24 protein-coding genes and 1 pseudogene are annotated in these 25,858 nt (G+C 63.8%); 13 read left to right on the forward strand and 12 right to left on the reverse strand.

What is annotated here, in order from left to right; translation table 11 throughout:
* Positions 1–114: pseudogene (locus tag G3N64_RS24100) on the forward strand (IS5/IS1182 family transposase); the annotation flags it as partial.
* Positions 115–333: 219 nt separating this feature from the next.
* Positions 334–1,761: an MFS transporter gene (locus tag G3N64_RS24105; RefSeq protein WP_205786152.1), complete on the forward strand. Its 1,428-nt coding sequence runs from the start codon at positions 334–336 to the stop codon at positions 1,759–1,761.
* A 256-nt stretch (positions 1,762–2,017) separates the two neighbouring features.
* Here the strand turns inward: G3N64_RS24105 and G3N64_RS24110 are convergent, their stop codons facing one another.
* Positions 2,018–3,418 (reverse strand): LLM class flavin-dependent oxidoreductase, encoded by a 1,401-nt coding sequence (locus tag G3N64_RS24110; protein ID WP_205786153.1) that lies wholly within the window; start codon positions 3,416–3,418, stop codon positions 2,018–2,020.
* On the reverse strand, positions 3,415–4,692 hold the full coding sequence (locus tag G3N64_RS24115; protein ID WP_205786154.1) for an acyl-CoA dehydrogenase family protein: 1,278 nt from the start codon (positions 4,690–4,692) through the stop codon (positions 3,415–3,417). Before G3N64_RS24115 ends, G3N64_RS24110 begins: the two co-directional genes overlap by 4 nt.
* Before the next feature lie 292 nt (positions 4,693–4,984).
* Here G3N64_RS24115 and G3N64_RS24120 point away from each other — a divergent pair, with 292 nt between their 5' ends.
* Positions 4,985–6,223, forward strand: coding sequence for an SfnB family sulfur acquisition oxidoreductase (locus tag G3N64_RS24120; protein ID WP_205786155.1), 1,239 nt, complete (start codon positions 4,985–4,987; stop codon positions 6,221–6,223).
* Positions 6,224–6,433: 210 nt separating this feature from the next.
* Here the strand turns inward: G3N64_RS24120 and G3N64_RS24125 are convergent, their stop codons facing one another.
* Positions 6,434–6,841 carry a DUF3224 domain-containing protein gene (locus G3N64_RS24125; protein ID WP_205786156.1) on the reverse strand — a complete coding sequence of 136 codons (408 nt, stop codon included), beginning with the start codon at positions 6,839–6,841 and terminating at the stop codon, positions 6,434–6,436.
* 167 nt (positions 6,842–7,008) lie between these two features.
* Here G3N64_RS24125 and G3N64_RS24130 point away from each other — a divergent pair, with 167 nt between their 5' ends.
* Positions 7,009–7,653 (forward strand): HD domain-containing protein, encoded by a 645-nt coding sequence (locus tag G3N64_RS24130; protein ID WP_205786183.1) that lies wholly within the window; start codon positions 7,009–7,011, stop codon positions 7,651–7,653.
* A 17-nt stretch (positions 7,654–7,670) separates the two neighbouring features.
* Here the strand turns inward: G3N64_RS24130 and G3N64_RS24135 are convergent, their stop codons facing one another.
* Positions 7,671–8,378: an Imm50 family immunity protein gene (locus G3N64_RS24135; RefSeq protein ID WP_205786157.1), complete on the reverse strand. Its 708-nt coding sequence runs from the start codon at positions 8,376–8,378 to the stop codon at positions 7,671–7,673.
* A 179-nt stretch (positions 8,379–8,557) separates the two neighbouring features.
* On the opposite strand from G3N64_RS24135, the gene G3N64_RS24140 reads away from it, so the two are divergent.
* Positions 8,558–9,481, forward strand: a complete 924-nt coding sequence (locus G3N64_RS24140) for an aldehyde dehydrogenase family protein (RefSeq protein ID WP_241021177.1) — start codon at positions 8,558–8,560, stop codon at positions 9,479–9,481.
* A 116-nt stretch (positions 9,482–9,597) separates the two neighbouring features.
* On the opposite strand, the gene G3N64_RS24145 is transcribed toward G3N64_RS24140, so the two are convergent.
* Positions 9,598–10,476, reverse strand: coding sequence for a LysR substrate-binding domain-containing protein (locus G3N64_RS24145; RefSeq protein WP_205786158.1), 879 nt, complete (start codon positions 10,474–10,476; stop codon positions 9,598–9,600).
* Positions 10,477–10,608: 132 nt separating this feature from the next.
* Here G3N64_RS24145 and G3N64_RS24150 point away from each other — a divergent pair, with 132 nt between their 5' ends.
* Positions 10,609–11,241, forward strand: a complete 633-nt coding sequence (locus G3N64_RS24150; RefSeq protein WP_205786159.1) for an NAD(P)H-dependent oxidoreductase — start codon at positions 10,609–10,611, stop codon at positions 11,239–11,241.
* Between the two features lie 86 nt (positions 11,242–11,327).
* Here G3N64_RS24150 and G3N64_RS24155 read toward each other — a convergent pair whose 3' ends face one another.
* Positions 11,328–11,945, reverse strand: a complete 618-nt coding sequence (locus G3N64_RS24155; RefSeq protein ID WP_205786160.1) for a LysE family transporter — start codon at positions 11,943–11,945, stop codon at positions 11,328–11,330.
* 66 nt (positions 11,946–12,011) lie between these two features.
* On the opposite strand from G3N64_RS24155, the gene G3N64_RS24160 reads away from it, so the two are divergent.
* The gene (locus G3N64_RS24160) at positions 12,012–12,935 is read left to right on the forward strand and encodes a LysR family transcriptional regulator (RefSeq protein ID WP_205786161.1); all 924 of its coding nucleotides are present in this window, start codon (positions 12,012–12,014) and stop codon (positions 12,933–12,935) included.
* Between the two features lie 263 nt (positions 12,936–13,198).
* Here G3N64_RS24160 and G3N64_RS24165 read toward each other — a convergent pair whose 3' ends face one another.
* Positions 13,199–14,314, reverse strand: a complete 1,116-nt coding sequence (locus G3N64_RS24165) for a LysR family transcriptional regulator (protein ID WP_346778835.1) — start codon at positions 14,312–14,314, stop codon at positions 13,199–13,201.
* Between G3N64_RS24165 and G3N64_RS24170 the strand changes: the two genes are divergently transcribed.
* A complete protein-coding gene (locus tag G3N64_RS24170) occupies positions 14,237–15,592 on the forward strand; it encodes an MFS transporter (RefSeq protein WP_241021178.1) in 1,356 nt (451 codons plus the stop codon). The genes G3N64_RS24165 and G3N64_RS24170 overlap by 78 nt on opposite strands.
* A 436-nt stretch (positions 15,593–16,028) precedes the next feature.
* Here the strand turns inward: G3N64_RS24170 and G3N64_RS24175 are convergent, their stop codons facing one another.
* The gene (locus G3N64_RS24175; protein ID WP_205786164.1) at positions 16,029–16,631 is read right to left on the reverse strand and encodes a TetR/AcrR family transcriptional regulator; all 603 of its coding nucleotides are present in this window, start codon (positions 16,629–16,631) and stop codon (positions 16,029–16,031) included.
* 171 nt (positions 16,632–16,802) lie between these two features.
* On the opposite strand from G3N64_RS24175, the gene G3N64_RS24180 reads away from it, so the two are divergent.
* Both G3N64_RS24180 and G3N64_RS24185 read left to right on the forward strand, forming a co-directional pair.
* Positions 16,803–17,516 carry a hypothetical protein gene (locus tag G3N64_RS24180; protein ID WP_346778836.1) on the forward strand — a complete coding sequence of 238 codons (714 nt, stop codon included), beginning with the start codon at positions 16,803–16,805 and terminating at the stop codon, positions 17,514–17,516.
* Positions 17,517–17,840: 324 nt separating this feature from the next.
* A complete protein-coding gene (locus G3N64_RS24185) occupies positions 17,841–18,923 on the forward strand; it encodes a porin (protein WP_205786184.1) in 1,083 nt (360 codons plus the stop codon).
* A 203-nt stretch (positions 18,924–19,126) separates the two neighbouring features.
* On the opposite strand, the gene fahA is transcribed toward G3N64_RS24185, so the two are convergent.
* Positions 19,127–20,449 (reverse strand): fumarylacetoacetase, encoded by a 1,323-nt coding sequence (gene fahA, locus G3N64_RS24190; protein ID WP_205786166.1) that lies wholly within the window; start codon positions 20,447–20,449, stop codon positions 19,127–19,129.
* Positions 20,450–20,462: 13 nt separating this feature from the next.
* The gene (locus G3N64_RS24195) at positions 20,463–21,290 is read right to left on the reverse strand and encodes a cyclase family protein (RefSeq protein WP_205786167.1); all 828 of its coding nucleotides are present in this window, start codon (positions 21,288–21,290) and stop codon (positions 20,463–20,465) included.
* 167 nt (positions 21,291–21,457) lie between these two features.
* Between G3N64_RS24195 and G3N64_RS24200 the strand changes: the two genes are divergently transcribed.
* Positions 21,458–22,159, forward strand: a complete 702-nt coding sequence (locus G3N64_RS24200; RefSeq protein WP_205786168.1) for a TetR/AcrR family transcriptional regulator — start codon at positions 21,458–21,460, stop codon at positions 22,157–22,159.
* A gap of 112 nt (positions 22,160–22,271) precedes the next feature.
* Here the strand turns inward: G3N64_RS24200 and G3N64_RS24205 are convergent, their stop codons facing one another.
* On the reverse strand, positions 22,272–22,880 hold the full coding sequence (locus G3N64_RS24205) for a short chain dehydrogenase (RefSeq protein WP_205786169.1): 609 nt from the start codon (positions 22,878–22,880) through the stop codon (positions 22,272–22,274).
* A gap of 106 nt (positions 22,881–22,986) precedes the next feature.
* Between G3N64_RS24205 and G3N64_RS24210 the strand changes: the two genes are divergently transcribed.
* Positions 22,987–23,868 (forward strand): LysR family transcriptional regulator, encoded by an 882-nt coding sequence (locus G3N64_RS24210; protein WP_205786170.1) that lies wholly within the window; start codon positions 22,987–22,989, stop codon positions 23,866–23,868.
* Positions 23,869–23,976: 108 nt separating this feature from the next.
* Here G3N64_RS24210 and G3N64_RS24215 read toward each other — a convergent pair whose 3' ends face one another.
* On the reverse strand, positions 23,977–24,741 hold the full coding sequence (locus tag G3N64_RS24215; protein WP_205786171.1) for an SDR family oxidoreductase: 765 nt from the start codon (positions 24,739–24,741) through the stop codon (positions 23,977–23,979).
* A 141-nt stretch (positions 24,742–24,882) separates the two neighbouring features.
* Here G3N64_RS24215 and G3N64_RS24220 point away from each other — a divergent pair, with 141 nt between their 5' ends.
* On the forward strand, positions 24,883–25,800 hold the full coding sequence (locus G3N64_RS24220; protein ID WP_205786172.1) for a LysR family transcriptional regulator: 918 nt from the start codon (positions 24,883–24,885) through the stop codon (positions 25,798–25,800).
* The last annotated feature ends 58 nt before the right edge of the window (positions 25,801–25,858 follow it).

The raw sequence follows: 25,858 nt of genomic DNA on the forward strand, positions 1-25,858 counted from the left end.
CGTCGCCTACGCACTCGCTTCGAGCGACGTGCCGACATTCACGAAGCATTCCTGAAACTCGGTTGCTCGCTTGTCTGTTGGAACATCTTCAGGCGTATCGAGCAGCCTTTTTGAACTGGCCTCTAAGCGCGGACCGCGAGCAACTTTATGACGCGGGCCGATTAATTTATCGATTTATATCGCTTGGGATAACCGGATCGGGAGAACAGAATGCGGGCTGCCGGAACGCGACGGCGTCGCGTGTCGAGAGGCTCGCAGTTGCGCAGGGTCTTCGCCGGTCGCGAATGAACATACGGACATCGCCGGCTATCCGGCGGAAAACTAAGGAATGCGATGAGTACGATCGACCTGAACACCGTCACGCCGGTGTCTTCACCCATCCGCTCGGCCAGCGACGTCGCGCGCCTGATCAACACGGTGGACAGCCCGGTCAGCCATGCGCGGATGATCGTGCTGCTGGCGCTCGGCGGCGTCTTTCTCGATGCGTACGATCTGACGACGCTGTCCTATGGGATCGACGACGTGGCGCGCGAGTTCGGTCTGACACCGGCGCTGACCGGGCTGGTCGGGTCGGCGATCATGATCGGCACGATCTTCGGCAGCCTGATCGGCGGATGGCTGACCGACAAGATCGGCCGCTATCAGGTGTTCATGGCCGACATGCTGTTTTTCGTGGTCGCGGCAATCGCGGCCGGGCTGGCGCCCAATGTATGGGTACTGATCGGCGCGCGCTTCGTGATGGGGCTCGGTGTCGGCATCGACCTGCCCGTCGCGATGGCGTTTCTCGCGGAATTCTCGAAGTTCAACGGTCGCGGCAACAAGGCGTCGCGGCTCGCGGCCTGGTGCCCGATGTGGTACGTGGCGTCCTCGGTCTGCTTCCTGCTGATCTTCGGGCTGTATTTCCTGCTGCCTGCCGAGCATGCGGGATGGCTTTGGCGCGCGTCGCTGATCTTCGGCGCGGTGCCCGCGCTCGTCATCATCCTGTTCAGGAACCGCTTCATGAACGAATCGCCGCTGTGGGCCGCGAACCAGGGCGACCTGGCCAACGCCGCGCGGATTCTGCGCGAGTCGTACGGGATTCACGCGCACGAAGCGGAGGATGCCCGACGCGCGCCGAGCCAGCCGCCCGTACGAATTCGCGTGCTGTTCCAGCGCCCGTACCTGGGGCGCACGATCGTCGCCAGCGTGATGAACCTGTGCATCCCGTTCGAATACACGGCGATCGCCTTCTTCCTGCCGTCGATCCTGTCGCAGTTTCTCGGTGCAGGCGTGTTCGAGACGATCGCGGCGTCGCTGGCGCTGAACGTGCTGTTCGCGTTCACCGGCGGCTTGCTGGGCATGCGCCTCGCCCATCGCCATGCGTCGCGTCATGTCGCGATCGCAGGGTTCGCGCTCCAGTTCGTCGCGCTCGTGGCGCTCGCGCTGGCGGGGCATCCGCATGGCGCGCTCGCGATCGGCTTCGTGCTGCTGATGCTCGGCACCTGGCTGTTCGCGGAAGGTTTCGGGCCCGGCGCGCAGATGATGATCTACCCGACGCTGTCGTATCCGGCGGCGATCCGCGGTACCGGCGTCGGCTTCGGGCGTTCGCTGTGCGGCATCGGTCAGGCACTCGCGCTGTTCGTGCTGCCGATCCTGCAGGCGCGGCTCGGCACGGACATGTTCTGGGTCGTCGCGATCAGCGCCGCGACGCCGATCGTGTTCCTGTTGATCGTGCGTTACGAGCCGACGGCGCGCGACATCGACGACGACGGCATCGTGTGAACGCGGTCGGGATCGCTCGTCGTCAGGAAAAAGCGCGCACTCTTGGGTGCGCGCGTCGTCGTTGCCACAACCGCAAGGTTCACCCTCTCGATGTGCGAGTGCGGAAGCACAACGCGCATCGCGGCTGCACCGGGCTTTGAGTGAGGGGAGATGGGAGATTCAGACGGCGTGTCGGGCGAGTGGCTCGACACGCCGGTTGCCGTTCATCGCGAAGCCGGCCGGCCCGCATGCGGGCAGACCAGCCGCCGCACGGCCGTCACGCGTAGGCGGCTACGTGCTCGGCATCGCGCTTGACCTGCTCGATGTCGCGGAACTGCGCGGCCGGATGTTCGTCCGGTAGCCGCGCCGATCCGCCGAACAGTTTCTCGCGCAGCGTGCCCGGCGCATAGCCGGTCGGATACACGCCGCGCCGCTGCAGCTCGGGGACGAGATAGCGCACGACATCCTCGAAGGTTTCGTGCGCAACCGCATACGCGAGGTTGAAGCCGTCGACGTCGGTAGCGGCGACCCATTCCTGCAGGATGTCCGCGACGGTCGCCGCCGAGCCGACGAAGACCGGGCCCAGGCCGCCGATGCCGCCCCAGGCCGCCAGTTCCTCGATCGTCCAGGCGGTGTCGCCACCGGCGAGGTGCTCGACTGCCGACACGATCGCGTTCGTCTCGACGCGCCGGACGGGATCGTTCGGCGCGTACTGGCCGAAGTCGATGCCGGTCCAGCCGGACATGAATACCAGCGAGCCGTCGTACGACACGTACTGGCGATATTCGTCGAACTTGGCCTGCGCCTTCTCGTCGGTTTCGTCGACGATCACGGTGACGAGGTTGTAGATCAATACCTTGCTCGCGTCGCGCCCTGCGGCGGTGGCCTGTGCACGCACGTCGGCCACGTAGCGCGCGAGCTGCGGGCGGGTCGGCGCGGCGACGAACACGCATTCGGCGTGCTGTGCGGCGAATGCCTTGCCGGGGCCGGACGCGCCGGCCTGGAACAGCACCGGCGTGCGCTGCGGCGACGGTTCGCACAGGTGGTAGCCGGGCACGTCGAAGAAGCGGCCCTTGTGGCCGATCTCGTGCACCTTCTCCGGATGCGTGAACACGCGGCCCTCGCGATCGCGCACGACCGCGCCGTCTTCCCAGCTGCCCTCGAACAGCTTGTACAGCACCTCGACGTATTCGGCCGCGACCGCATAGCGATCATCGTGCGTGCGCAAGCCGTGATCGCCGAGGTTCTTCGCGCCGCTTTCGAGGTAGGACGTGACGATGTTCCATGCAAGCCGGCCCTTCGTGTGATGGTCGGCGGTCGACAGCCGGCGCGCGAACGTGTACGGGTGCTCGAACGTCGTCGATGCGGTGATGCCGATGCCGAGATGCTCGGTTGCCATCGCGATCGGCGCGGCGAGCTGCAGCGGATCGTTGACCGGGATCTGCGCGGCCTGGTGCAGCGCGTGGTAGTTGCTGCCCTTGTAGACGTCGTAGTAGCCGATCACGTCCGCGATGAAGATCGCGTCGAAGATCCCGCGTTCGAGCACGCGCGCGAGGTCGGTCCAGTAGTCGAGATCCTTGTACTGCCACGACCGGTCGCGCGGATGGGCCCACAGCCCGGGCGACTGGTGGCCGACGCAGTTCATCTCGAACGCGTTGAAGCGGATGGTCTTGCTCATTGGGCGGCCCCCGTTTCTGCATGCTTGCCGGTGCTCGTGCTCGTGCCCGCGCCGTTGCCGACCTGCCAGACGAACGGCGGCGTGCGCCCGTTGATGACCCAGTCGCCGACGATCCGCGCCTTGTAGACGAGCGGATTGTGCGACGACACCGTGCGTGCATTGCGCCAGTGGCGATCGAGCGCCGTCGTGCTGCGCGTCGCGGATGCGCCGAGCGCGTCGAACAGGCGCGTCGCCGCGCGCAGCACGAGTTCCGACACGACGAGCTGGCTTTGCGCGGATTCGATCTCGGCCGCGACGTTCGCATCGTGCTCGGCCGCCGCGTCGCCGCCGAAGTGCGCTTCGTAGGCCCGTTGCAGCGGCTGCGCGGCGCGCAGCGCGAGTGCGTCGGCTGCATAGGCCCACGACGCGATCTCGCCGATCACCTGTTGCAGTTGCGCGTCGTCGGCCGCGCGCGGGGCGTTGCCGTGGCTGTACACGCGGGTGCGATTGCGTACCAGGTCACCCGCATCGCGCACGATCGCGTGGCCGATGCCGGCCAGCGTCGCGACGTGGAAGAGCTGGTAGAACGCGGTCTGGTACTTGAAGCGTCGCGCGAAGTCGATCACGTCCCGTGCCTCGACCGTCGCGTCCTCGAAGCGCGTGGTGCCGCTGCCGGTCGTGGTCTGGCCGAAGCCGTCCCAGTCGTCTTCGCGGATCACGCCGGGCTGCGCGGTCGCGACGGCGACGATCACGTCGCTGCCGTCGTCCGCGCGTTGTGCGAACACGTCGATCCAGTCGGCGAACAGGCTGCCGGTGCTGTAGAACTTCCGGCCGTTCAGCACGAGGCGGCCGTGCTTTTCCGAGACCTTCGTGATGGTCTGGCCGAGCGACACGTCGCCGGTTTCCGTCCACGCATTGCCGACGAGCTGGCCGCTCGCGAAGCGGTCGAACCACGTCTGGCGATCGGCGCCGGGCGGCGCGTTCAGCCAGTCCTCGACGAACGCGAAGTGCCCGCGCAACGCCTGCGGCAGATTGGAGTCGGCGGCAGCGAGTTCGGTCAGCAGCCGGAACAGCTGCGGCAGCGACGCACCGGCGCCGCCGTCGCGAACCGGCAGCCGCACGGCGCCGAAGCCGGCCGCCTTCAGCCAGCCGATCGCGTCGTGTGGCAGTTCGCGGCGGCGTTCGCGTTCCGCGGTGCCGGCCGCGATGCGTTCGAAGATCGGCCTGAAGCGGCTGGCAAGCGCGTCGTAGTCGGTGCCGGTGGAAAGTTCGGTTGCAGCGGGAGACGAAGTCATGCGGAGGTCCTTGAAAGGCGGGGCCGTCGATGCCGGCAGACCAGTATAGGAAGCACGATGCGGACGATCCAATAACGGATTCGTACATCGTTATCGCCATCGGGCATTACGCGAGCAAGGCTGCGTGGCATCGATGCCGGGGCGTCGATATCGTCGCTGACGCGCGGTTCGTTTCGGACGGCGCGCCACACTTTTTGTTATCCGAAGGAATATCGATGTGCGAATCGCTCGGTTTGCCGGCGCACGAGGCGCTGCTAGATTGAATGCTTCAGTCAATCAGCAGGAGAGCCCGATGTCAGAGACGAGCGCCACGATCCAGGAACGGCCGGCCGATACGCAACCGCAAGCGGCCCGCGTGATCGCCGACGACGCGCAGGCCATCGAAGCCGCGCATGCGCTTGCGCAGCGGCTCGCGGAAGGCGCGGCCGAACGCGACCGGGAGCGCCGGCTGCCGCGCGACGAGATCGAATGGTTCTCGCAGTCGGGACTGTGGGCCATCACCGTGCCGAAGGCGTATGGCGGCGCGGGGGTATCGCATGTGACGCTGACGGAGGTGGTGAAGATCGTCGCGGCGGCCGATCCGTCGCTCGGGCAATTGCCGCAGAATCATTTCGGGCTGGTCGACGTGATCGCGCTCACCGGCACCGATGCGCAGAAGCGCCACTTCTTCTCGGAAGTGCTGAGCGGCAAGCGGTTCGGCAACGGCTTTTCGGAGAAGGGCACGAAGCACGTGCTCGACTTGAAGACGCGCGTGCGCCGGGATGGCGACGATTACGTCGTCGACGGCACCAAGTTCTATTCGACCGGCGCGCTGTTCGCGCACTACGTGCCGGTGCTCGGCCTCGACGACGAGCGCCGCGCGTGGCTCGCGTACATTCGCCAGCCGACGCCGGGGCTGACCGTGATCGACGACTGGTCGGGGTTCGGACAGCGGACCACCGCGAGCGGCACCGTCGTGCTCGACAACGTGCGCGTGCCTGCGTCGCACGTCCTGCCGGCCCAGCGTGTGTCGGACCTGCCGACGCTGAACGGCCCGCTGTCGCAGATCATCCAGGCCGCGATTGACGCGGGCATCGCGAGGGCCGCGATCGACGATACGCTGGTGTTCGTGCGCACGCGCACGCGGCCGTGGGTCGACAGCGGCGTCGAGCGGGCGGCCGACGATCCGTTGACGATTCGCGAGATCGGCCGTCTGCACATCCAGCTGCATGCGGCGGAGGCGCTGCTCGAGCGCGCGGCGCGTACGCTCGACGAGATCGCAGCGCGCGGCGACGTGACCGAGGACGATGTCGCGCGTGCGTCGGTGGCGGTGGGCGAGGCGAAGGTGCTGACGACGGAGATCGCGCTGCTCGCGGGCGAGAAGCTGTTCGAGCTGGCCGGCACGCAGTCGACGCTGGCCGAGCACAACCTCGACCGGCACTGGCGCAATGCACGCACGCATACGCTGCACGATCCGGTGCGCTGGAAGTATCACCTCGTCGGCAACTACTACCTGAACGGCGTGCGGCCGGCGCGCCATGCGTGGAATTGAACCCGTTGCGATCGTCGCGTGATGGTTCGGCGGTGGTTGAGCGCGTCGCCGCGGTCGAACGCATCCACGCTATCTCGAGCGAACCCGGCAATGCCTTCGTCGAGGCTCGATCGCCGGGTATCGGGCAGGTGAGTGCTGCACGGCAGACGGGAACGCGTCACTGCCCCGGCGCGGCGACACCATGAAGCCGCCGCTTCCCCATGAGTCGGCTTACCGAGGCGCGTCGGGCAGCGTGTAGTCGAAGCGGTACGAATGCCGGCCGTTGTCGATCGCGATGATCATCGAACCGGAGAGCCCCAGCAATGCCCCCGTTCCGGAATCGGGCACGACGGTGATCGACTGCAGCGGCTGCCCGCGGGTCATGGTGGAGCTGTGCTGCAGGACGAAACTCCCGTGGCGGCCGCCCAGCACGCCTTGCACGGTTTCCATCGCCACATAGCCCGCCGAGCCCGGGACGCTGCTTCGAAACGCGAGCATCTCTCCATGACTGACGGCTTCCAGGTCGCCGTGATACTGCTTGTCCAGCGACATGCGGCCGAGCCCGGTCTGTTCCGCGACGGTACTCAGGAATTCCGGATTCAGCTTTACTTCAAACGGACCATTGGCCAGCAGTGTCATTACAGCGCTCCTCGCTGAATCGGCAACCCGCACTATAAGCCAACCGCGTTCTGGCGGAGGTAACGGTTCGCGTGATGTGTCGTGGACAAGGGCCGACCGGATGGCGGATCGTGTGTCGCGCGGCGCTTGCGGCGATAATCGCCATCCCGACCTCGACTGCTTTCCCCATGACTATCTCTGCGTTCGCCCCCTTTCAGGATCTGGCCAAGGCCTTGCTGGCGCACTGGAGCGACGCCAATGGCGACGGCTCTCACGACACTTCGCATCTGCAACGCGTGTGGAAGAACGCGGCCGCGATCCACGCGAAGGAGGGCGGAGACGCCGAGGTGTTGTTTGCGGCGACACTGCTGCACGACTGCGTGGCGGTGGAGAAGAATTCCCCGCTTCGCGCGCAGGCATCGCGGTTGTCGGCGGAGAAGGCCCGGCAGGTGCTGAAGTCGCTGAATTGGCCGGCCGCGAAGATCGACGCCGTTGCGCACGCGGTCGAGGCGCACAGTTTTTCGGCCTGTATCGCGCCGAAGACGCTGGAAGCCAAGGTGCTGCAGGATGCCGACCGGCTCGATGCGATCGGCATGGTGGGCGTCGCGCGTTGCTTTTATGTCGCGGGGCGAATGGGCAGCGCGTTGTATGACCCGGCCGATCCGCATGCATCGGAACGGGAGCTCGACGACGCGCGATTCGCGATCGATCACTTCCGCACGAAACTGCTGAGGCTTTCAACCGGTTTCCAGACCGTCACCGGTACCCGTCTGGCGATCGTTCGCCGCGATCGATTGCAGCGTTTTCTCGACGAGTTTTCCGACGAGATCTGATGGTGCCGAAGCGGTTTTCAGATACCGTTGTTGTCTGACGCGCACGGCTCGATGCGGATGACGGTCGCGGCACGACAGTAGAGCAGGATCTCGAAGCCGGTCGACGGATACAGGTCGATCTGGATGCGGCCATCGTCGCAGTGAGAAAACCTCAGATCGTAAATCCACGACGGGAGAGAGACATTTTCTGTCGCGAACTCGGTTCCCTCTACTTCCTCGAGCAGGAACGTAATCCGGCAAGGTGTCGGCGGCCCGTTCCATGCCGGATTGTCTTGCCCGGCATGACGGATCGTGAGTTCCATATCCGTATGCCATCCGCCGTTCGCGTTGACCCGACGCAGCGTGATGGCCAGCACCCCGGCATCGTGAAATTTCGGCCAGTAGCCGAAGACGCTGCGTATCAACCACGCATGTTCGACTGCGCTCTCGTCCGTCTCCTTGCGGTTTCTGTATTGATCCGATTCCCACGACTCGGGCAAACCCTCGACCATTGTTTCGAGCTTCTTGATCAGGTACCGTTCCGCTTCTTCGAGCGAGCCCCGGAAATCGAGCGTGGTCGCAGCGCAGCCGATGCGACCGTTGTGCGACGCCTGCACGATCTCGTAACCGACGATGATCGTCCCGTCGCTGTGCTCGCTCAGGTAGTACCCGATGTCATAAGGCAGTCGGCGCGCATTCTGCCGAACGTACTTGAACGTGTTGGGGTAGTTTGACTGAAGCTGCATGCTGTTCTCTCGGTATTGGTTGCTAGCAGTCCATTTGCGCCTTGTTTGCGACCGGCGCGGCACTCGCGCTCGTGGCGACCGATCCCCACGTTCCGGCCTGCACGATCGAGCGGCGATGCCGGAACTGTCGGCCGTTTGCCCGCGACTGTCAATCGTCCGGCGCGCGTAAGGGCGCACCGATGACGGACGAAACGCCCCGCCTGCTCGCGTGGCGTCTCACGACCGTCGAGCGCGGCACGAATGGTTATCGCGAATACGGCGAAGACGCGGTGTGGATGCTCGAGATCATCGCCGGCGCGCAGCGCGCCGGGTTCTCGCTGGAGCAGATCCGCCATCTGCTGCCGTTGAACGCCGGCAACTGGCAGCATGACGGGCTGGTGACGGTGCTCGACCTGATCACGGCCGCGCAGAAGGCGGATTTCAGTCTCGACGCGTTCATCACGCAATACGATGCGGCCGTCGCGCGCTTCTATCCGGGCGGGCCGACCAGCCCGGACTACACGTCGATCGTCAGCGACCGGCATTACGATCGCCTGAAAAGTCTCGTCGACGAAGCGCGCAGCAAAGGCGCACGCGTAATCGAGGCGGGCGTGCACCCGCAGCGGGCGGCCACCCGCAAGCGGACGCTCGCGCCCACGCTGATCGTCGGGGCCGGCGACGAGACGGCCGTCATGCAGGAAGAGATCTTCGGGCCGATCCTGCCGGTGCGCACGTATCGCACGATCGACGAAGTCGTCGACTACGTGAATGCGCGGCCGAGGCCGCTTGCGCTGTATTACTTCGGTGTGCAGGACGGCGACTGCGAGTCGTTGCTGAAGCGCACCACGTCGGGCAATGTCGGCATCAACAACACGCTCCTGCATGTCGCGCAGGAAGACTTGCCGTTCGGCGGCGTCGGCCCCAGCGGGATGGGCGCGTATCACGGCATCGAGGGATTCCGCGCGATGAGCCATGCCAAGGGCGTGTTCGTGCTGGGGCGCTGGAACCTGCCGAGCCTGCTGCGCGCGCCGTTCGGCAAGCTCGCGGATCTGTCGCTGGCGGCGCTGCTCGGGCGCAGCCGGGATTCTGCGGGCGGGCGCGTCGAATGGAGTGCGAAGCGCTAAGGATGACGATGCACCGTGACCGGGACGCGGCTGTTTCGCCAACAGCGCGCCGTTGTGGTCGCCGGCAAATGCGTTGGTGAGCGCGTGGAGCAAACATCGAGCGCGGAGGCGGCCCGCTACGGCCGGTTACGCGTGCCGGCCCCGTTGCGAATCGCGGCTTCATCGAAAATTGTCGCGGCGAATTCGACGGCGGCCGGCATCCCCGCATCATGCATCATCACGAATTCCATTTCCGGTAGCGCCGGCAACCCTTCGGACACGCCCAGCTCACGGAGCGTCTCGCCGATCGCGCTGCGCGGCACCGGCGCGATCGCGATGCCGGCGCGCGCGAACGTCAGGATCCCCGTGACGCTCGGGCTTTCGCATGCCATGCGATAGGGCATGCCGGCCAGCGCGAGCGCCTTGATGGCGGCGCCGCGGTACGGGCACGGATCGGGGAAGCACGCGAGCGGCACATCGCCTTCCGGCAGCGGCTCGTGGCGCGCAAACGCCCAGGCGAGCGGCTCTCGCCACAACGTCGCGCCCTGGCGCGTGTGCGCGCACCGGCTGCCGATCACGAGATCGAATTCGCCGTTGGCGTGCCGGCGAAACAGGCTGTCGCCGATGTCGACCGTCAGATCCAGCCGCAAGCCGCGTCGCGCGGCACCATAGCGGCGCATCGCGTCGGGAAGCCAGCCTCCCGCGAAATCCTCCGAGGCGCCGATACGCAGCGTGACATCGACTGCGTCGCCGGTACCCAGCTTCGCCTTCGCTTCCTCGCTCAGATTGAGCATCGCGCGTGCGTAGCCGAGCAGCATCTGGCCATGCTCGGTGAGCGTGACGCTGCGCGTATTGCGCGCGAGCAGCGCCCGGCCGACCTGCTCCTCGAGACGAGCGACCTGGGCGCTGACCGCGGATTGGGAGAGATTCAGCCGGCGACCTGCGCCGGTAAAGCTCCGGACGTCGGCGATTGCGACAAACGTGTGAAGCAGTGACGTGTCGAGGGGTGGGTTCATTGATCACCAATTCGGGTTAATTCGATCAATTCATATCGTTTCCGGATTATAGGTCGATCCGATAGGCTGCGAAGTGCAGTGGGCGACCGCGCATCCCGCGCGTCGCCGTCACTTTCGGCAAGGACCGGCTCCATGACACGCGTGCTCTATATCGAAGGCTCACCCAACAAGGACTATTCGGCATCCATCGAAGTGTGCAATGCCTTTCTCGATGCGTACCGGCTCGCCCACCCCGATCACGAGATACTGAAACTCGACATCTGGAATCTGGCGATGCCCGAATTCGACGAAGCCGCGCTGGCCGCGAAATATGCGGGGCTGAGCGGCACCGCGTTGACGCCGTCGCAGGCGGCGGCATGGCAGCGGATCGAGCAGCTTGCGGTACCGTTCCACGAAGCGGACAAGTTCCTGTTCGGCGTACCGCTGTGGAATTTCAGCATTCCATACAAACTCAAGCACCTGATCGATGCGATTTCGCAGAAGGACGTGCTGTTCACGTTCGACGGCGCAGGTTTTGCCGGCAAGCTGGCCGGGAAAAAGGCGGTGGTGGTCTACGCGCGCGGGCTCGGCTATCAGTCGCCGGGCTCATTTACGCCGGCTGCCGAGTTCGATCTCCAGCGCCCGTACATGGAGACCTGGCTCAGGTTCGTGGGCGTGAAGGATGTCACCGGCATCGTCGTCGAGCGCACCTTGTTCGGGCCCGACGGAAAGGTCGATCGCAGTCGCGCGATCGACGAGGCCCGCACGATCGCACGCACGTTCTGACGCTGACGAACGGTGCATCCGGCGCATCCGGCGCGCCGGCGGAGCGCGCCCGACGGTTGCATCGCCACGCGGCGCGGACGCCCGGATCAGCGCCCGCCGCGCGCGATGGCGAGCGCGACGCCGAAGCCCACGAGCAGGCATCCGAAGGTGCGGTCGATCCAGTGGCGCAGCGCCAGCAGGCGATCGCGGACTGCCGTGGCGGAGAAGCAGAGGGCCACCAGGCTGAACCAGCCGGCATGCGCGACGGCGATGAACGCGCCGTAGCCGATCTGCACGATCAACGGCGTGTCGGGCCGAACGGCCTGCATGAACAGGCTGACGATGAACACCGTGGTCTTGGGGTTCAGCGCATTCGTCAGGAAGCCGGTGCGCAGCGCGGCCAGGTCGGACAGCGGCGCGGCCTGCGCCGCGGGCTGCCCGTTGCCGGCCTTCGTCATGAGCATCTTCACGCCGAGGTAGATCAGGTAGACCGCGCCGATCAGCTTGACGGCATTGAAGAGCCACAGGGACTGGCGGATCAGCAGGCCGACGCCCAGCAGCGTGTAGCTCACGTGAACCGTCGCGCCGAGCCCGATACCCAGCGCGGTGAGCACGCCCGACCGGCGCGACAGCATCAGGCTGTTACGCGTGACCATCGCGAAGTCCGGGCCGGGGCTGATGACGGCCAACAGTGTGATGGTGACTACGACTATCCATTCGGTCATGGCTCGTCCTTGCGGTTTGTGACTGGATGGCGCAATCTTATGGGTCATGTTTCATCGGGAAAAGCGATGATTTCTGACCAGAATGGTGAGATTGACTCACAATCTGTTCGCACGAACCTGCCGTCGTTGATGGCGTTGCGTTGTTTCGAGGCGGCGGCGCGTCACGAGAATTTCAGCCGTGCTGCCGACGAGCTGTGCTTGACGCACGGTGCGGTCAGCCGGGCGGTGCGTCTGCTCGAGGATGACCTGGGCGTGGCGCTGTTCCAGCGGCGCAGCCGTCGTGTGTTCCTGACCGATGCGGGCCGCAAGCTGGCGCAGGCCGTCCATGACGGGCTGGGGCTGATGCGTCACGCCGCACAGGAGTTGCGCACCGAGGCCGCCCGCGCGCGGCGCTGGGTCCTGTCGTGCGAGCCGACGCTTCTGATGCGCTGGCTGATTCCGCGCTGGCCGGATTTCCAGGCGCGACATGCGGGCGTCGACATTCACCTGGCTGCCGCGGGTGGCCCGTTTTCATTCGACAGCGGCGTCGACATGGCGATTCGGCGCGATGACTTTGCGTGGCCGGCGGGTTATCACGCGGAGCGTTTGTTCGCGGAGAGGGTGGGGGTGGTTTGCCGGCCGGACAAGGTCGGTGCTTGGTTTTCCGCGCGTCGGGGTGATCGTTCGTTGAAGACGGACGTGCCGCAATTGCATACGCGAACTCGGCCGGACGCGTGGAAGGAATGGGCGGTCGCGGCGAATCAGCCGCCCGTGAGTGGGCGCGGGCAGATGTTCGACCATTTCTATTTCAGTCTGCAGGCGGCGGTCGCGGGGCTCGGTGTCGCCATCGGCCCGTGGCATCTCGTTCGCGACGACATCGAGAACGGCGTGCTGGTCGCGCCGATGGGGTTCGTCGAGGATGGTTCGCATTACTGCTTGTTGACGCCGGAGCCGGTGGTGGCCGGGAGTGCGCAGGGGGATTTGCTCGGGTGGTTGAGGGCGGAGATTTGATGAAGGGTCGTTGGCGAAGTGCACGATCGGCTGCCGCCGACCCGCTCGGGCCAGGCGGCGGTGAAACGTTCGCTGACGCAGAATTTCAATTTGCGAAAAGTCTCTCGATGGCCGAATCGGGCGCGGCCGAACGAGGACCTTCCGACGTCCCATCCTTATTGGTACTTCAACCTGTGTTACTTCAGGTACGATCCCTCGCAGCAATCCTGATATCGCTATCAGAGGCTCACGCCTGGCATTGCAGGCCGAAGTGATGGCAGTCGCTACTGCCTCGAATCCGGTGCGAAGGTCCTGCCCGTCACGTCGGCGATAAAGTCGATTGCTGCACGGATCGACGGCGAATGCCTGAGATCGGCATGCACGACCAGCCAGATCTCGCGGTAGTACGGTTCTCCCTCGAACGGCACGCGCTGCAGCCCGGGATCGCTGTCGCCCATGAACACGGGCAGGCCTGCCACGCCGATTCCCGTACGGGCCGCGACCTGCTGCGTCGTGATATCGCTGACTTCGCAGGCGATGCGGCGGCCTCGAGCGATCGACTCGAGCCACTTTTGATGCGGCATTTCCGCGAATTGCGCGTCGTAGCAGATGAAGGCCCAATCGTCGGGCGTCGACGCGTGCGCGTAGTCGCGACTCGCATAGAGCCCGAACGCCATCTCGCCCAGCTTGCGCGTCACGTTTTGCGGTTCTTCCGGGCGGAACAGGCGCACGGCGATATCCGCTTCACGACGGGCGAGCGACACGCTTTGCGCCTGGCTGGCCATCGACAATCGAATGCCCGGATGCAATTGCGCGAATTCATACAGATGATTCGCGAAGAAATTGTTGGCGAGTACGGGCGGCACACTGATCGTCACCGTGCCGTGCATCGGCAGGTGTTCCGCGAGCGCAAGGCGCTCGATCGCAAACGCGTGCTCTTCCATTTTCTCGGCGAACTCGAGAATCTGCCGGCCGGCGGCGGTCGGCCGGCACGCGCGTGGCAACCTGTCGATCACGCGCATCTTCAATTCGGTTTCGAGTGCGGCCAGGCGACGGCTGACTGTCGCATGGTCGACATTCAATCGCCTGGCGGCCGCAGAAAGACTCCCCGCTTGCGCGACGGCAACGAAGTAACGCAGGTTTTCCCAGTCAAACATCGGTGCATTTTCTCCAGGTTGCTGTGCTGTTTTGCGGAATATTCGCACAGAAGGCGATCCTCTACGCTTCACTCCTCCGAATGCGAAGGATTGCCGATGCAGACCTCGTCCACACATCACCCGCGGTTGGTTCAAACGGCCGCGTGCCTTGGTTTTGCTGTCGTCTTGATCGACGTCAGTGTCGTCAATGTTGCGCTCGACGCGTTGCGAACGGCCTTTGGTGCAGCGGTCACGGAACTGCAATGGGTCGTCAACGCGTATGCGCTCGTGTTCGCGGCGACCCTGCTGATGGCGGGTGCCCTCGGCGACCGGCTTGGTGCAAGGCGCGTGTTCATTGCCGGTTACGCGATATTCACGCTGTCGTCGATCGGCTGCGGGATGGCGCACTCCATGGGCGCGTTGATCGCTTGGCGGCTCGTTCAGGGGATCGGCGCCGCGCTGCTGGTGCCGAACTCGCTGGCCGTGCTGCGGCTGGCATTCGACGGCGCGGCGGCGCGCAGCCGCGCGATCGGCTGGTGGGGTGCCGGTGGCGGTATCGCGCTGGCAGCGGGACCGTTGGCAGGCGGGTTGCTCATCGCAGCAGTCGGCTGGCGCAGCATTTTCCTGGTCAACGTGCCGGTTGGCATCGCCGGAATCTGGATGACATGGCGGTTTGCGCCCGACACGAAAGCGCAGCGCGGAAGGCGCCTGGATCTTCCCGGACAACTGACCGGTGCATTTGCGCTGGCGGCGCTCACGTTCGCGTCGACCGAGATCAGTGCGCTGGGGTGGCGCAGTCCGGTCATCTTGAGTGCGTTCGCATTGTGTGTCGGGTTGGGCATCGCGTTCGTCCGGCTGGAAGCACGCAATGCGGACGCGATGCTGCCGGCCGCGTTGTGGCAGGACCGGATCGTCCGCAGTTCGATCGTTATCGGCGCGATCGCGAACCTGGTTTTCTACGGCATCGTTTTTACGTTGAGCCTGCTGTTTCAGTCGGTCTGGCATATGACGCCCGTGCGCACGGGTGTCGCGTTTCTGCCGATGATGGGCGTGCTGATGGTCATGAGCATCGTTGCCGGGCGACTGACCGGCAGGCTGGGGGCGCGCACGCTGGCGACGGCCGGCTTGTCGATTTCCGCGATCGGCTATCTGGCGATGTGGCCGGCAATTGCCGCGCAATCCAACGGGTTGCTCGCGATACCGATGCTGCTTGCCGGCAGCGGCATCGCGCTGACGATACCGACCATCACGGATGCGGCGCTCGCGGCGGTGAGCGGCGCGCAGTCAGGTGTGGCATCGGGGTTGCTGAATACGGCGCGTCAGGTGGGCGGCGTGATGGGCGTCGCGTTGTTTGGTTTCTTCGTCCGCAAGGCAGGGGGTGTGGCGTTTGTCCATGGGATGGAACGGGCGTTGATCGTTTCGGTTCTGCTGCTGGTGGTTGGTGCGGTGATGGCTTGGCGGAATCTGGGGCACGCAGATGAGACGGCTATTCAGGGGCGAGCGGCGAGTGCGGTTACGCGCGTTTCCGAAGCGGAGCGTTGAGGGGCGTGAAGTGGTTCGGAGCAAGGGGCTGTTTGGGGCGGTTGATGTCCGATGTGGTCGGCCCTCAACCACCACTCGGCTCAGTACCGCTTCGATGCGGGCTACCTGGCCAAGACGACAGTCCGCGCGGACAGGTTTGCCGATGGATTCCCGGCAGAGGCGGTCATCGGGTCGAATGCCGACCAAGGCCGGCTAGTGGTGGCGATACAGTCGTCGGGTTTGCCGTGGCGTCGACCGACCACTCTGCGTTTTGCGCGAGGACGGTAGACGACACGATTCATCCATTCAATGTGCGGCGTGACCGCTGCGGCTGGCTTCGGCATGATGGGCGCGTTGGTGACCCTTCGGCAGTCCATTCCCGTTCGATCGAACCGGATGGCGCGTCGTAAAGCGCTCACCTGGCCTCGATGGTCTGATCTTTGAGATCGCCCGATGCTCAGGCGTCGCGCTCGCGAAGCATCCAGAGCGTCAGTTCTCGAATCTGATCGGTCGTGACGCGTTCGTGCAGGATCAGTGTGCGGAGATAAACGGCGCCGATCAGGCAATGAAGCAGGGGCATCGGATCCGCCCCCTGCGGCCACTCGCCCATTTTTGCGGCGCGGTCGAAAATCTGCTGAACCGCCGAAAAGCGGTTCGTCCACAACCTGCGTAGTTCGCCCGTCACGGCCGCGTCGTTGTACGTGGCCAGCACGAACTGAATGGCAGACCTGCCCACGCCCGTTCGCAAGTAGCGCGCGGTTGCCGACAGCAGCGCGACGAGATCCGCGTGAAGCGAGCCCCGATCCGGTATCGCGATGTGCTCGGCAAAAAGCTCGAAGACGGCCTCCATCATCAGCCCTTCCTTGCTCCTCCAGCGGCGATAGATCGAACTCTCATGCACGCCCGCGAGCGCAGCGATGGCGCCGATGTTGAGCCCCTCGAAACCCGCTGCCTGCAATTGGGCAATCGTTGCGGAGATCACGGCTTCACGGACGCGTGCGCTGCGGCCGCCAAGGCGGCGACGTGGCGACGGCGATTCTTGTTCGGCTGACTTTGGCATGAGCGGATTTTACACATCGTTTCATCGACTGCCCGGGTCGTCACGGCGGTTCGCCCACGCCCACGAGCAAGCGCCGACAGGCATGCGGTAAACACTAACGCAAGTTTACTTGCGTTAGTGGCCCGAGTCGGGAAACATGGCAACTCGTTCACCCGCGCTACGGAGGTTCAAGTGAAGGCAGTGACGTTTTTCAAGTCAGGTACAGAGGTGGCTTGCGAGGACATCCTCAGAATGGAGGTAAAAAGGGCGCGCTACATGATGGTCTTGCTCATGGAGAAACTGGGGGCGGACGGCATGGTCAGCCTGTTCGCGAAGGAGATCGCGGAGCACGAATCGAACGAGAAGGATTGGTCGCTGCGTGCGAATGGTCGCTTCAGTTCATCGGTTGCCGAAGCGCACGTAGCGGTGGGCACCAGCGCAGAGTTCGTGACCTGGTTCTGGGAGGGATATGGCGGGCCGAACAGCCCGGCAATGCTCCGTGCTCACCCGGAGCATCTCGGTGCGCTACCCCTCGCGGACGGGCGTGTCGGCATTCTGGAAGTCCCCGGCCATACAAAGTCGCCGGCCCTCCTGAAGCTCCGCCATCTGGATGACTGGAGCGGTATCCCGATCGAACTGGCACCCGATATGCCGCATCGCATGATGGGGCGCGTCGAGACGCCCGATGGCGTGACCGTCGGTTACTTGCTGCACCAATTCAGGGACACGCTTCCGGGGTTCGATGCGCGCCTGGAGATCTTCTGGCCGTCGACCGCGCCGGAAGAACTCATTCACGGCCACTCGGATCACTTGACGGTGGAGTGGTGCAACTGGTTCGAGCTGTACGTCCTCTCGCGGACGCAGGCCAACGACCTGATGCCGTTGGCGCTTTCCGTGAATACATGACCGCCCCATCGGTTCGCGTATTTCGAGGCGGCAAGTGCGGCGCGGGCAGTTCGTGGGGAGCATCAAACAGCAACTGAAACACGCTACCGCTTCGCCACGGCATCGATGTCGTGAACCGATTGCGGCGGATCTGCGCTCAAATTTGCGATCCGATCCCTCGGTAACGTCGCGAGGGACATCAATTCCGAACCCCGCACGGTTCAAGCAAAACCAACGGCCCGGTTTCATTTGATCGCCATACGTCGAGTGCCACATGGAGGCATATTTTTATTCAATTACTTTGTAGTCCTGCATGAATGGAGGAGAAATAAAACCGTGAGCAAGATGCAGAAAATCTGCCCGATGCTGCTGATCCCTATCTCGATCGCAGTATTGGGCTTACCGTCAAAAGCGCATGCGCAAAGTAACGTCACATTGTATGGTGTCGTGGACTCCGGCGTGATGTACACGAGCCGTACCTTCGACGCTGGAACGGGTACGAGCGGCCCGCATCGGGTATCGGCAACGGATGGCGGGATCTCGGGTTCTCACTTCGGTATCACCGGTGCCGAGGATTTGGGAGCAGGTACGAAGGCGATCTTTACGCTGGAAAGCGGTTTTACGACGAACAATGGGGCACTGGGCAACTCGAACGGGAATCTCTTCGGGCGGCAAGCCTTCGTCGGGCTCTCCGGACACTTCGGTACCGTCAAGGCCGGCCTGCAGTACTCGCCGTTCGGACTTGCGATCGTCGACACGGACGCACGGCATGCGTCGTTCTTCGGGAGCCAGGCCGGAATTTACATGGGCAATTTTTTTGCGACCGGCATTTTCGTCGCCAATGCCGTGTCCTATACGAGCCCGACAATCGCCGGCATACAGGCGAGTGCATTGCTTGCGCTGGGCGGCGATCCGAAGGGATTTCAGGCAGGGCGCCAGTATGCGGCTCGCGTGAGATACGAATGGAAAGATCTGGTCGTGAACGCTGCCCTCTTCAGTGGAAATCCCGGCGGGTCAGCCAGCGTTTCTACGCCATTCCCATCGACGATCGAATTCAGCGGTCGAACGATCGGCGCGAGCTACAGATGGGGAGGCGCAACACTCAAGGGATCGTACACAAGCTACAAGATTGCCGGCTCATTCAACGAGAAAGTGTACGCCGCGGGTGGCGAATATCTGATCACGCCGGCACTGTCCAGCGACGTAGGCGTTTGGTACATGCGGGACAGCAACGACTCGGCGAACCATTCTTTACTGGCGTCTGCCGGGCTGGACTACTTCCTGTCGAAACGCACGACCTTGTATGGCGTCGTGGCATGCGTGAACAACCACGGGTTGATGCACACCGGGTTCACCGTGAATGGTGCGCTGTATGAGCCAACCGGCAGCAGTGTGGGCATCGTCGTCGGTGTTCGTCACCTCTTCTAGCGCACCCGAAAAATACATGCCGTGAAATCGCCGCCAGCGTTATTTGCTGGCGGCGATTTCACGAATGCGTCCTGGCATTGCAGTGCTGTGTTCAAGCACGGTGCGCGGACACTGCGAGTCCACCGGTGGAGCGCTTCAAAGCACGAGGACCACGAACGTGGTCCTCGCATTGAATCAGTGGCCGGTTGCGAGATGACTTGCGGTCAATGAGCGTTTTCCTTGGCCGGCACCTGCAACACGGTTCCATGGTTGGTGCCGAAACCGATTCGTGCAAAACCATCACGTTCGCACCAGCCTCGGAAAATGACGGTATCGCCGTCGTCGAGGAACGTGCGACTTTCACCATTGCCGATATCCACGGGTTGCGCGCCGCCTGCGGTGAGTTCGATCAACGCACCGGCTTCGCCCGATGACGGGCCGGAGATGGTGCCGCTTCCCAGCAGATCACCAGGCTGGAGGTTGCAGCCCCCCATCGTGTGGTGCGCGATCATCTGCCCCAGCGTCCAGTACTGGTGCCGGAAACTGGTGTGCGTCAACGTACGCGGCTGCAGTCCTTGCGCGCGCTGACGCGCGCTGAGGATCGACGCCTCCAGCTGGATGTCGAACGCGCCCGCCGTGCTGTTGTCGTCTGAAGACAGGTAGTCGAGCGGCTGCGGGCGTTCGGCGGCGCGTGACCACGTGGTGCGGTACGGCAGCAATGCCTCGAGGGTTACGAGCCAGGGCGATATCGTCGTCGCGAAATTTTTCGAGAGGAATGGCCCGAGCGGGTTCATCTCCCACGACTGGATGTCGCGGGCGGACCAATCGTTCAGCAGGCAGAGCCCGAAAATATGCCGTTGGGCCTCACGCAGCGGGATTGAAGTCCCGCGCGGATTGCCGACCCCGATCACCGCGCCCAGTTCCAGCTCGTAGTCGAGCCGGCGACATGCGTCGTGAACGGGAGGGGCGGACGGATTTGGGCGGTATTGTCCCGTGGGCCGGTAGACCTGCTGACCGCTGACGTCAATCGACGACACGCGGCCATGATAAGCGATGGGTAACCAGTCGAAATTCGGGCTGATCGCCATGCCGAGCGGGCGGCTGCAGTTCACCGCGTGATCGAGCGAGGTGTAGAAGTCGGTGTAGTCGCCGATGCGCACGGGTACGGCGTACTCGGCTTCCGCTTGTGATACCAGCGTTTTCCGTACGCCCGGCTCATGCGGACTGCCGGCTCGCAGCAATTCGAAGAGTGAGTGGCGCAATGCCTGCCAGGCGGCCGGCCCCATATCGAGCAGCGCATTCAGTGTGGTTGCCGTTGCCGCTCGCACGGCCTCGAGTGCCAGACCGTCCATGCAGCCCGCCTGCTGTAACGCAGCGAGGTCGACGATCTGGTCGCCGATCGCGATCCCGCCGCGCCAGGTTTCGCCGCCGCCCCGGCGGCGAAACACGCTGAGAGGCAAATTCTGCAAGGGGAAGTCGGTCCCCGCCACGTTGGCCGCTTCCAGCCAGCTGCATTGAGTGACGTCGTGTGTGTGATTCAGTTCCATTGAGGCTCCTCGCCTATACGGTTCGATGCAGGTCGCGAGCTGTTGCATTGAGGGCGTCGTCGAAAATCGCGACTGCGCGAGTCCAGCCGGCGGAGGCGCCCCGAATTTTGTGCGGGAAGCACGAGATGAAGAAGCCGTGAGGTGGCAGCACCTCGAGATTGTGGAGTTTTTCCAGGTGGCAATAGCCGATCTTGCGGCCGGCCTTGTGTCCTTCCCAGATCAGCGAGGCATCACGCGTTTCGGCATATTTTTTTGCGGTATGTGCGAATGGCGCGTCCCAGCTCCACGCGTCGGTGCCGGTCAGGCGGACACCTCGCTCGAGCAGGTACATGGTCGCGTCGAAGCCCATGCCGCAACCCGAGGAAACATAGTCGGGGTGTCCGTAGCGCTTGCCTGCACGCGTGTTGACGACGACGATTTCAAGCGGCTTGAGTTCGTGGCCGATGCGTGCAAGCTCGACTTCAACGTCGGTAGCGGTCACGACGTAGCCATCGTCGAAGCCGGTGAAATCAAGTTTGACTCCCGGCTGGAAGCACCAATCGAGCGGCACTTCGTCGATGGTGATCGAGCGCTCCCGCTCGCCCGTCGAATCGTTCATCGTGCTGTGGAAGTGATAGGGCGCATCCAGATGAGTACCGTTGTGTGTGCTCAACTGGATGTGTTCGATGGCCCAGCCTTCGTTGTCCGGCAGGTCGGTTTCCTGCAGTCCTGGAAAGAAGGCCGTAACGGCTTTGGCCGTATTCCGGTGCGTCAGATACTGGATCTTGGGACCGTAACCCGGTGGATCGGAAATGACGTCGTTTTCCAGATAGATCGAAAGATCGACGAAGCGTCGTGTCATGTGCGGTTGCTCCTGGTTTGGGGGACTTACCACCGACGCCGCATAGCAACGTTCAAGTTATGCAGACTGTACGATCGTACAGTCAGTGTCGTGTTGGTGTAAACTGGCGGCGCGTAATGAACGGAATGGCATTCGCGGCAATCGAGTCACAGGACAGCGGAGACACCATGCAATCGAAGGAAGTCACGGGACGGGCGACCGGCGTACGGGGCGGGAAGGGAGCGCAACAGACGGTCGAGACGAGCAAGCGCGAACGGGTGCTCGACGTGGCAGAGCGGCTGTTTGCCGAAGGCGGTTTCGATGGCGTTTCGATGCGGGATATTGCGGCGGCGGCAGAGGTTGGGCTGCCGTTGATCGTGTATCACTTCGAGACCAAGATGGGCCTGTACCGCGCCCTGTTCGAGCGCCGCAAGACAGTGCTGGACACCCGGTTGGCTTTGCTTCGTGAATCCGTGGCTGCAGGTGAAGACCCGCTCGAGCATATCGTGCGTGCCTTCGTGCTCCCGGTGATGCAAATCCAGAATACCGAGTCCGGGCTTGCGTATGCCAAGCTCGTTGCGCGCGAAGCGTCCGATCCGCGCGAGGCCGAGCGCGGCATCGTTGCCGAACATTTCGATCCGTTTGCGGCGGAGTTCATCAGGGCAATCAGAAAGGCGCTTCCGGGCCACAGCGCCAATTATGCTCATTGGTCCTACTTGTTCGCGGTGGGGGCGTTGGTGATGAGTGCGTTCGACAGTCGCATCGAGCGTATCTCGGGCGGCAAGATCAAGGCCGGCGCCCTGAAACGCAAGACCGAGCATCTGGTGACCTTCATTACCGCCGGGATTCGCGCTGGCGCAACCTCGGATGACCGGACATCGGCTGCTTGAGCGGCACCGAGTCGTCATGCTGCTGCAATGCCAGATGCTGTTTCGGTCGGCCAACGCGTTGACGACATGACTGGCGTCGAGACGTATCGCGCAGTCCCGCGCCCCCTCGACGTCAGTGACCAACGCGATATACGCGACCGCTATGCACGCCTTCCACGCTGCGTCGATAGGCCATTGCCACACGTGCTGCCGGCACGCTTTCGCAACCGGGAAAAAACGGACCGAACCGGTCCATGGATTCGGTGAGGACTGTCGGGCTCACGGCATTGATCCGGATGCCACGTGGAAAGTCGCATGCGGCAGCGCGCACGAATCCTTCAATCCCGGCATTCGACGTTGCGGCGTTGGCGCCTTGTGCAATCGGGTCATCGACCGCGATGCCCGAGGTCAGCGTGATCGACCCACCATCGGACAGGTAGTGCTGGCCGACCAGCGCGACGCGCACCTGACTTAATAATTTGTCCTGCAATCCCTTGTGGAATTCGGCCGCCGTCATCTTTTCGATCGGCGCCAGGATGACATTGCCCGCGGCAGCGATGATCGCGTCGACCGGCCCGATCTTCCCGAACAGCGCACTCACGCTCTCGTCACGGGTGATGTCGACCTGACGGTCGCCGGACGTGCGGCCAACGCGAATGATTTCGTGTTTCCCGTCACGTGCAAGTTCATCTGCCACAGCACGGCCTACGTCGCCACCAGCGCCGATTACAACGATCTTCATGGAACCACTCCTTTTTGATGTCGGGTTGGAGCGACCATTGTTCCGCGAACCAATATTGGGATAAATGTGCTCTAATTTCCGACACTACTAATCGCCAGTTCGGAATATGGACAAGCTGCGTTCCATGGAAACCTTCGTTGCCGTCGTGGAAGGAGGCAACTTCACCGAAGCGTCGCAGCGGCTTGGCATATCGGCGGTCATGGTTGGCAAGTATGTGCGCGAACTTGAAGAGCGTCTCGGCGCGCGCATGCTGGAGCGCACCACGCGACGGCAGAGCCTGACGGATGCGGGGCGTGTGTTCTATGAAGATGCCAAGCGTGCGCTTGAACATGTGCGTATCGCCGAGACGTCGGTCGAACGATTGCGCGCGTCGCCGTCAGGCACCTTGCGTATCAGTGCGCCGATTACCTTTGGCGCGTGTGTCGTCGCGCCACTGGCAGCGACTTTCCAGCAGATGTATCCGCTCGTGCGCATCGAGCTGGCGTTGAGTAATCGCGTCGTCGACCTGATTGACGAAGGTTTCGATCTGGCCATTCGTATTGGTGAGTTGGGCGATGTCGATCTGATCGCGAAGCCGCTGACCATGTATCGGATGGTGATCTGCGCATCGCCCGGCTATCTCGCGCGGCATGGGCGTCCGGAGACGCCGCACGATCTGGGCTTGCATCACTGCCTGTCTCACTCGGTGTGGAACGGCCGTAACGGATGGAAGCTCGGAGGCTGGGATGGGCCGCAGGTTTCGCAGGATCCGGTCTTCACGTGCGACGATGGCAACGGCCTGCGCATGGCAGCCATCGCGGGTGCGGGGCTGTTGTTGCAGCCTGAAATTCTGGTGGCGCACGATCTGGCGAGTGGGGCGCTGGTGCCGGTGTTGCAAGCTTATTTGCCCGAGCCACACCCGATTCATATCATGTATCGGCACGATCGGCGGCCACTGCCGAAGCTGACTCGCTTTGTCGAGCATTTGCTTGAGCATGTGGCAGGTTGAATCCGTCACCCATCACGGACATCCGGTCACGCAGTGTGCCGTGGGTTCACCCGCGCGTCCGGCGCAGGCGCGGTCGCCGAAGAACGCGTCCACGCGCCGGGGCCGCGCTTAGATCTGCTGCTGGCCGCCATCGACGAACAACTCGACGCCGTTCACGAAGCTCGCGTCGTCCGAGGCGAGGAACAGCGCGGCACTCGCGATCTCGCCGGGCTCGCCGAGGCGCCCCATCGGGATCTGGGCAGCCAGGTAGTCGGCCAGGCCCTGGCGCTGCGCGGCGTCGTCACCGGCGAGGTCGAGCAGGCCGGGCGTGCGGGTTGCGCCCGGGCTGATCGTGTTCACGCGGACACGGCGTTCCTTCAGGTCGAGAATCCAGCTGCGTGCGAAGGCGCGCACCGCGGCCTTCGACGCCGAATACACGCTGAAGGCAGCGGTGCCGGCGCTGCCCGCCGTCGAGCCGGTGAGAATCACCGATGCGCCTTCGGCCAGCAGCGGCAGCGCTTTTTGCACCGTGAACAACACGCCCTTCACGTTGCGATCGAAGGTGTCGTCGTAGTGTTCTTCGGTGATGCTGCCGAGCGACAGCATCGAACCGCCGCCGGCGTTCGCGAACAGCACGTCGAGGCGCCCCTGTTCTTCCTTGATCTGCGCATACAACGCGTCGAGTTCATCGAGCTTCGTGGAGTCGACACGTACGCCGGTCGCGTTGCCGCCAACTGCCTGGATGCCCTTCACGGCGGCATCGAGTTCGGCCTGACGGCGACCGGTGAGGTAGACGTGTGCGCCTTCTGCAGCGAAGCGTTGGGCGGTGGCAAGGCCGATGCCGCTGGTTGCGCCGGTAACGAGTGCGATCTTGCTGTCGAGTTTGCGTGCCATTTTGCTTCTCCTTCCGTTCGATAAGTGGGTGACTGCGTTCGGTGTTGCGTGTTGCGATGTGAGGAGAATATCGACGCCCGAATCATTTCGAAATAGAATTGATTGCAATCCAACGTTGCATAAATGAAAAGATGAGGGGTAATGGCAAAGCTGCCTGATTTCGAAGGACTCGCGATGTTCGCGAAGGTAGCCGAGGAAGGATCGTTCGCGGCCGCGGCGCGTGCGACGGGGGTGTCCGTCGCGACAGTCTCTCGTGGCGTCGCCCGCCTGGAAGACCGGCTGGGTTCGCGGCTCTTCAATCGCACGTCGCGCCAGCTTTCGCTGACCGAATTCGGCCGGACCATTTGTGAGACAGCTGGCGAGATCTATCGCCGGGCCGAAGAGGCGGAAAGCGCCGCGCGCGAGATGTCGTTGCAGCCGCGCGGACTGGTGCGTCTCGCCGTGCCGATGTTGTTCGGGCTGCGCTGGGTTGCCCCGCTGTTACCCGGCTTCTTTCGCGCGTACCCCGACGTGTCGATCGACTTGCATCTTTCCGATGCGTCAGTCGATCTGGTCGCCGACGGTTTCGACGCCGCGCTGCGCATTGCCTTGCTGCCGGATTCCTCGCTGGTCGCGCGACGGCTGTGCGCGGTCACACAATTCGTGGTGGCGTCGCCGGCGTATCTGGAGCGCGAAGGGCGGCCCGCGCATCCGCGCGAACTGGTGGATCGGCCGTGCCTTTCCTATGCGTATCGCGCGCGCGGCGATGTGTGGCGCTTCACAAACGGAGCGGGTGAGGAGGAATCGGTCGTGCCGACCGGACCGCTGCGCGTGACGAATGCCGATGCACTGCTGCCCACGCTGCTCGATGGCCTCGCGATTGCAGAACTGCCCGAATTCATCGCCGGTGAATATCTGGCCGATGGCCGCCTCGAAGCAATCCTCACCGGATGGTCGTTGACCAAAGGCGGCCTTTACTTCGTCACACCGTCGGCACGCGCACGTCCCGCCAAGGTGGCCGCGCTGTCCGATTACTTTGCGGAGCACCTATCCGAGCCGTCGTGGCGATGGCCGAAGTGACGCGGATGCAGCCGAACCGGCACGCTCGATGGCTTCCGCTTGTCTCGAATCGATTTGC

The sequence above is a fragment of the Burkholderia sp. Ac-20344 genome, assembly GCF_017104975.1.
GTDB lineage: Bacteria > Pseudomonadota > Gammaproteobacteria > Burkholderiales > Burkholderiaceae > Burkholderia.

Excerpts from the sequence above, each read along its gene's own strand:
- G3N64_RS24105 (WP_205786152.1), top strand. The coding sequence starts at position 334 with ATGAGTACGATCGACCTGAACACCGTCACGCCGGTGTCTTCACCCATC.
- G3N64_RS24110 (WP_205786153.1), bottom strand. The coding sequence starts at position 3,418 with ATGAGCAAGACCATCCGCTTCAACGCGTTCGAGATGAACTGCGTCGGC.
- G3N64_RS24115 (WP_205786154.1), bottom strand. The coding sequence starts at position 4,692 with ATGACTTCGTCTCCCGCTGCAACCGAACTTTCCACCGGCACCGACTAC.
- G3N64_RS24120 (WP_205786155.1), top strand. The coding sequence starts at position 4,985 with ATGTCAGAGACGAGCGCCACGATCCAGGAACGGCCGGCCGATACGCAA.
- G3N64_RS24125 (WP_205786156.1), bottom strand. The coding sequence starts at position 6,841 with ATGACACTGCTGGCCAATGGTCCGTTTGAAGTAAAGCTGAATCCGGAA.
- G3N64_RS24130 (WP_205786183.1), top strand. The coding sequence starts at position 7,009 with ATGACTATCTCTGCGTTCGCCCCCTTTCAGGATCTGGCCAAGGCCTTG.
- G3N64_RS24135 (WP_205786157.1), bottom strand. The coding sequence starts at position 8,378 with ATGCAGCTTCAGTCAAACTACCCCAACACGTTCAAGTACGTTCGGCAG.
- G3N64_RS24140 (WP_241021177.1), top strand. The coding sequence starts at position 8,558 with ATGACGGACGAAACGCCCCGCCTGCTCGCGTGGCGTCTCACGACCGTC.
- G3N64_RS24145 (WP_205786158.1), bottom strand. The coding sequence starts at position 10,476 with ATGAACCCACCCCTCGACACGTCACTGCTTCACACGTTTGTCGCAATC.
- G3N64_RS24150 (WP_205786159.1), top strand. The coding sequence starts at position 10,609 with ATGACACGCGTGCTCTATATCGAAGGCTCACCCAACAAGGACTATTCG.
- G3N64_RS24155 (WP_205786160.1), bottom strand. The coding sequence starts at position 11,945 with ATGACCGAATGGATAGTCGTAGTCACCATCACACTGTTGGCCGTCATC.
- G3N64_RS24160 (WP_205786161.1), top strand. The coding sequence starts at position 12,012 with ATGATTTCTGACCAGAATGGTGAGATTGACTCACAATCTGTTCGCACG.
- G3N64_RS24175 (WP_205786164.1), bottom strand. The coding sequence starts at position 16,631 with ATGCCAAAGTCAGCCGAACAAGAATCGCCGTCGCCACGTCGCCGCCTT.
- G3N64_RS24185 (WP_205786184.1), top strand. The coding sequence starts at position 17,841 with ATGCAGAAAATCTGCCCGATGCTGCTGATCCCTATCTCGATCGCAGTA.
- fahA (WP_205786166.1), bottom strand. The coding sequence starts at position 20,449 with ATGGAACTGAATCACACACACGACGTCACTCAATGCAGCTGGCTGGAA.
- G3N64_RS24195 (WP_205786167.1), bottom strand. The coding sequence starts at position 21,290 with ATGACACGACGCTTCGTCGATCTTTCGATCTATCTGGAAAACGACGTC.
- G3N64_RS24200 (WP_205786168.1), top strand. The coding sequence starts at position 21,458 with ATGCAATCGAAGGAAGTCACGGGACGGGCGACCGGCGTACGGGGCGGG.
- G3N64_RS24205 (WP_205786169.1), bottom strand. The coding sequence starts at position 22,880 with ATGAAGATCGTTGTAATCGGCGCTGGTGGCGACGTAGGCCGTGCTGTG.
- G3N64_RS24210 (WP_205786170.1), top strand. The coding sequence starts at position 22,987 with ATGGACAAGCTGCGTTCCATGGAAACCTTCGTTGCCGTCGTGGAAGGA.
- G3N64_RS24215 (WP_205786171.1), bottom strand. The coding sequence starts at position 24,741 with ATGGCACGCAAACTCGACAGCAAGATCGCACTCGTTACCGGCGCAACC.
- G3N64_RS24220 (WP_205786172.1), top strand. The coding sequence starts at position 24,883 with ATGGCAAAGCTGCCTGATTTCGAAGGACTCGCGATGTTCGCGAAGGTA.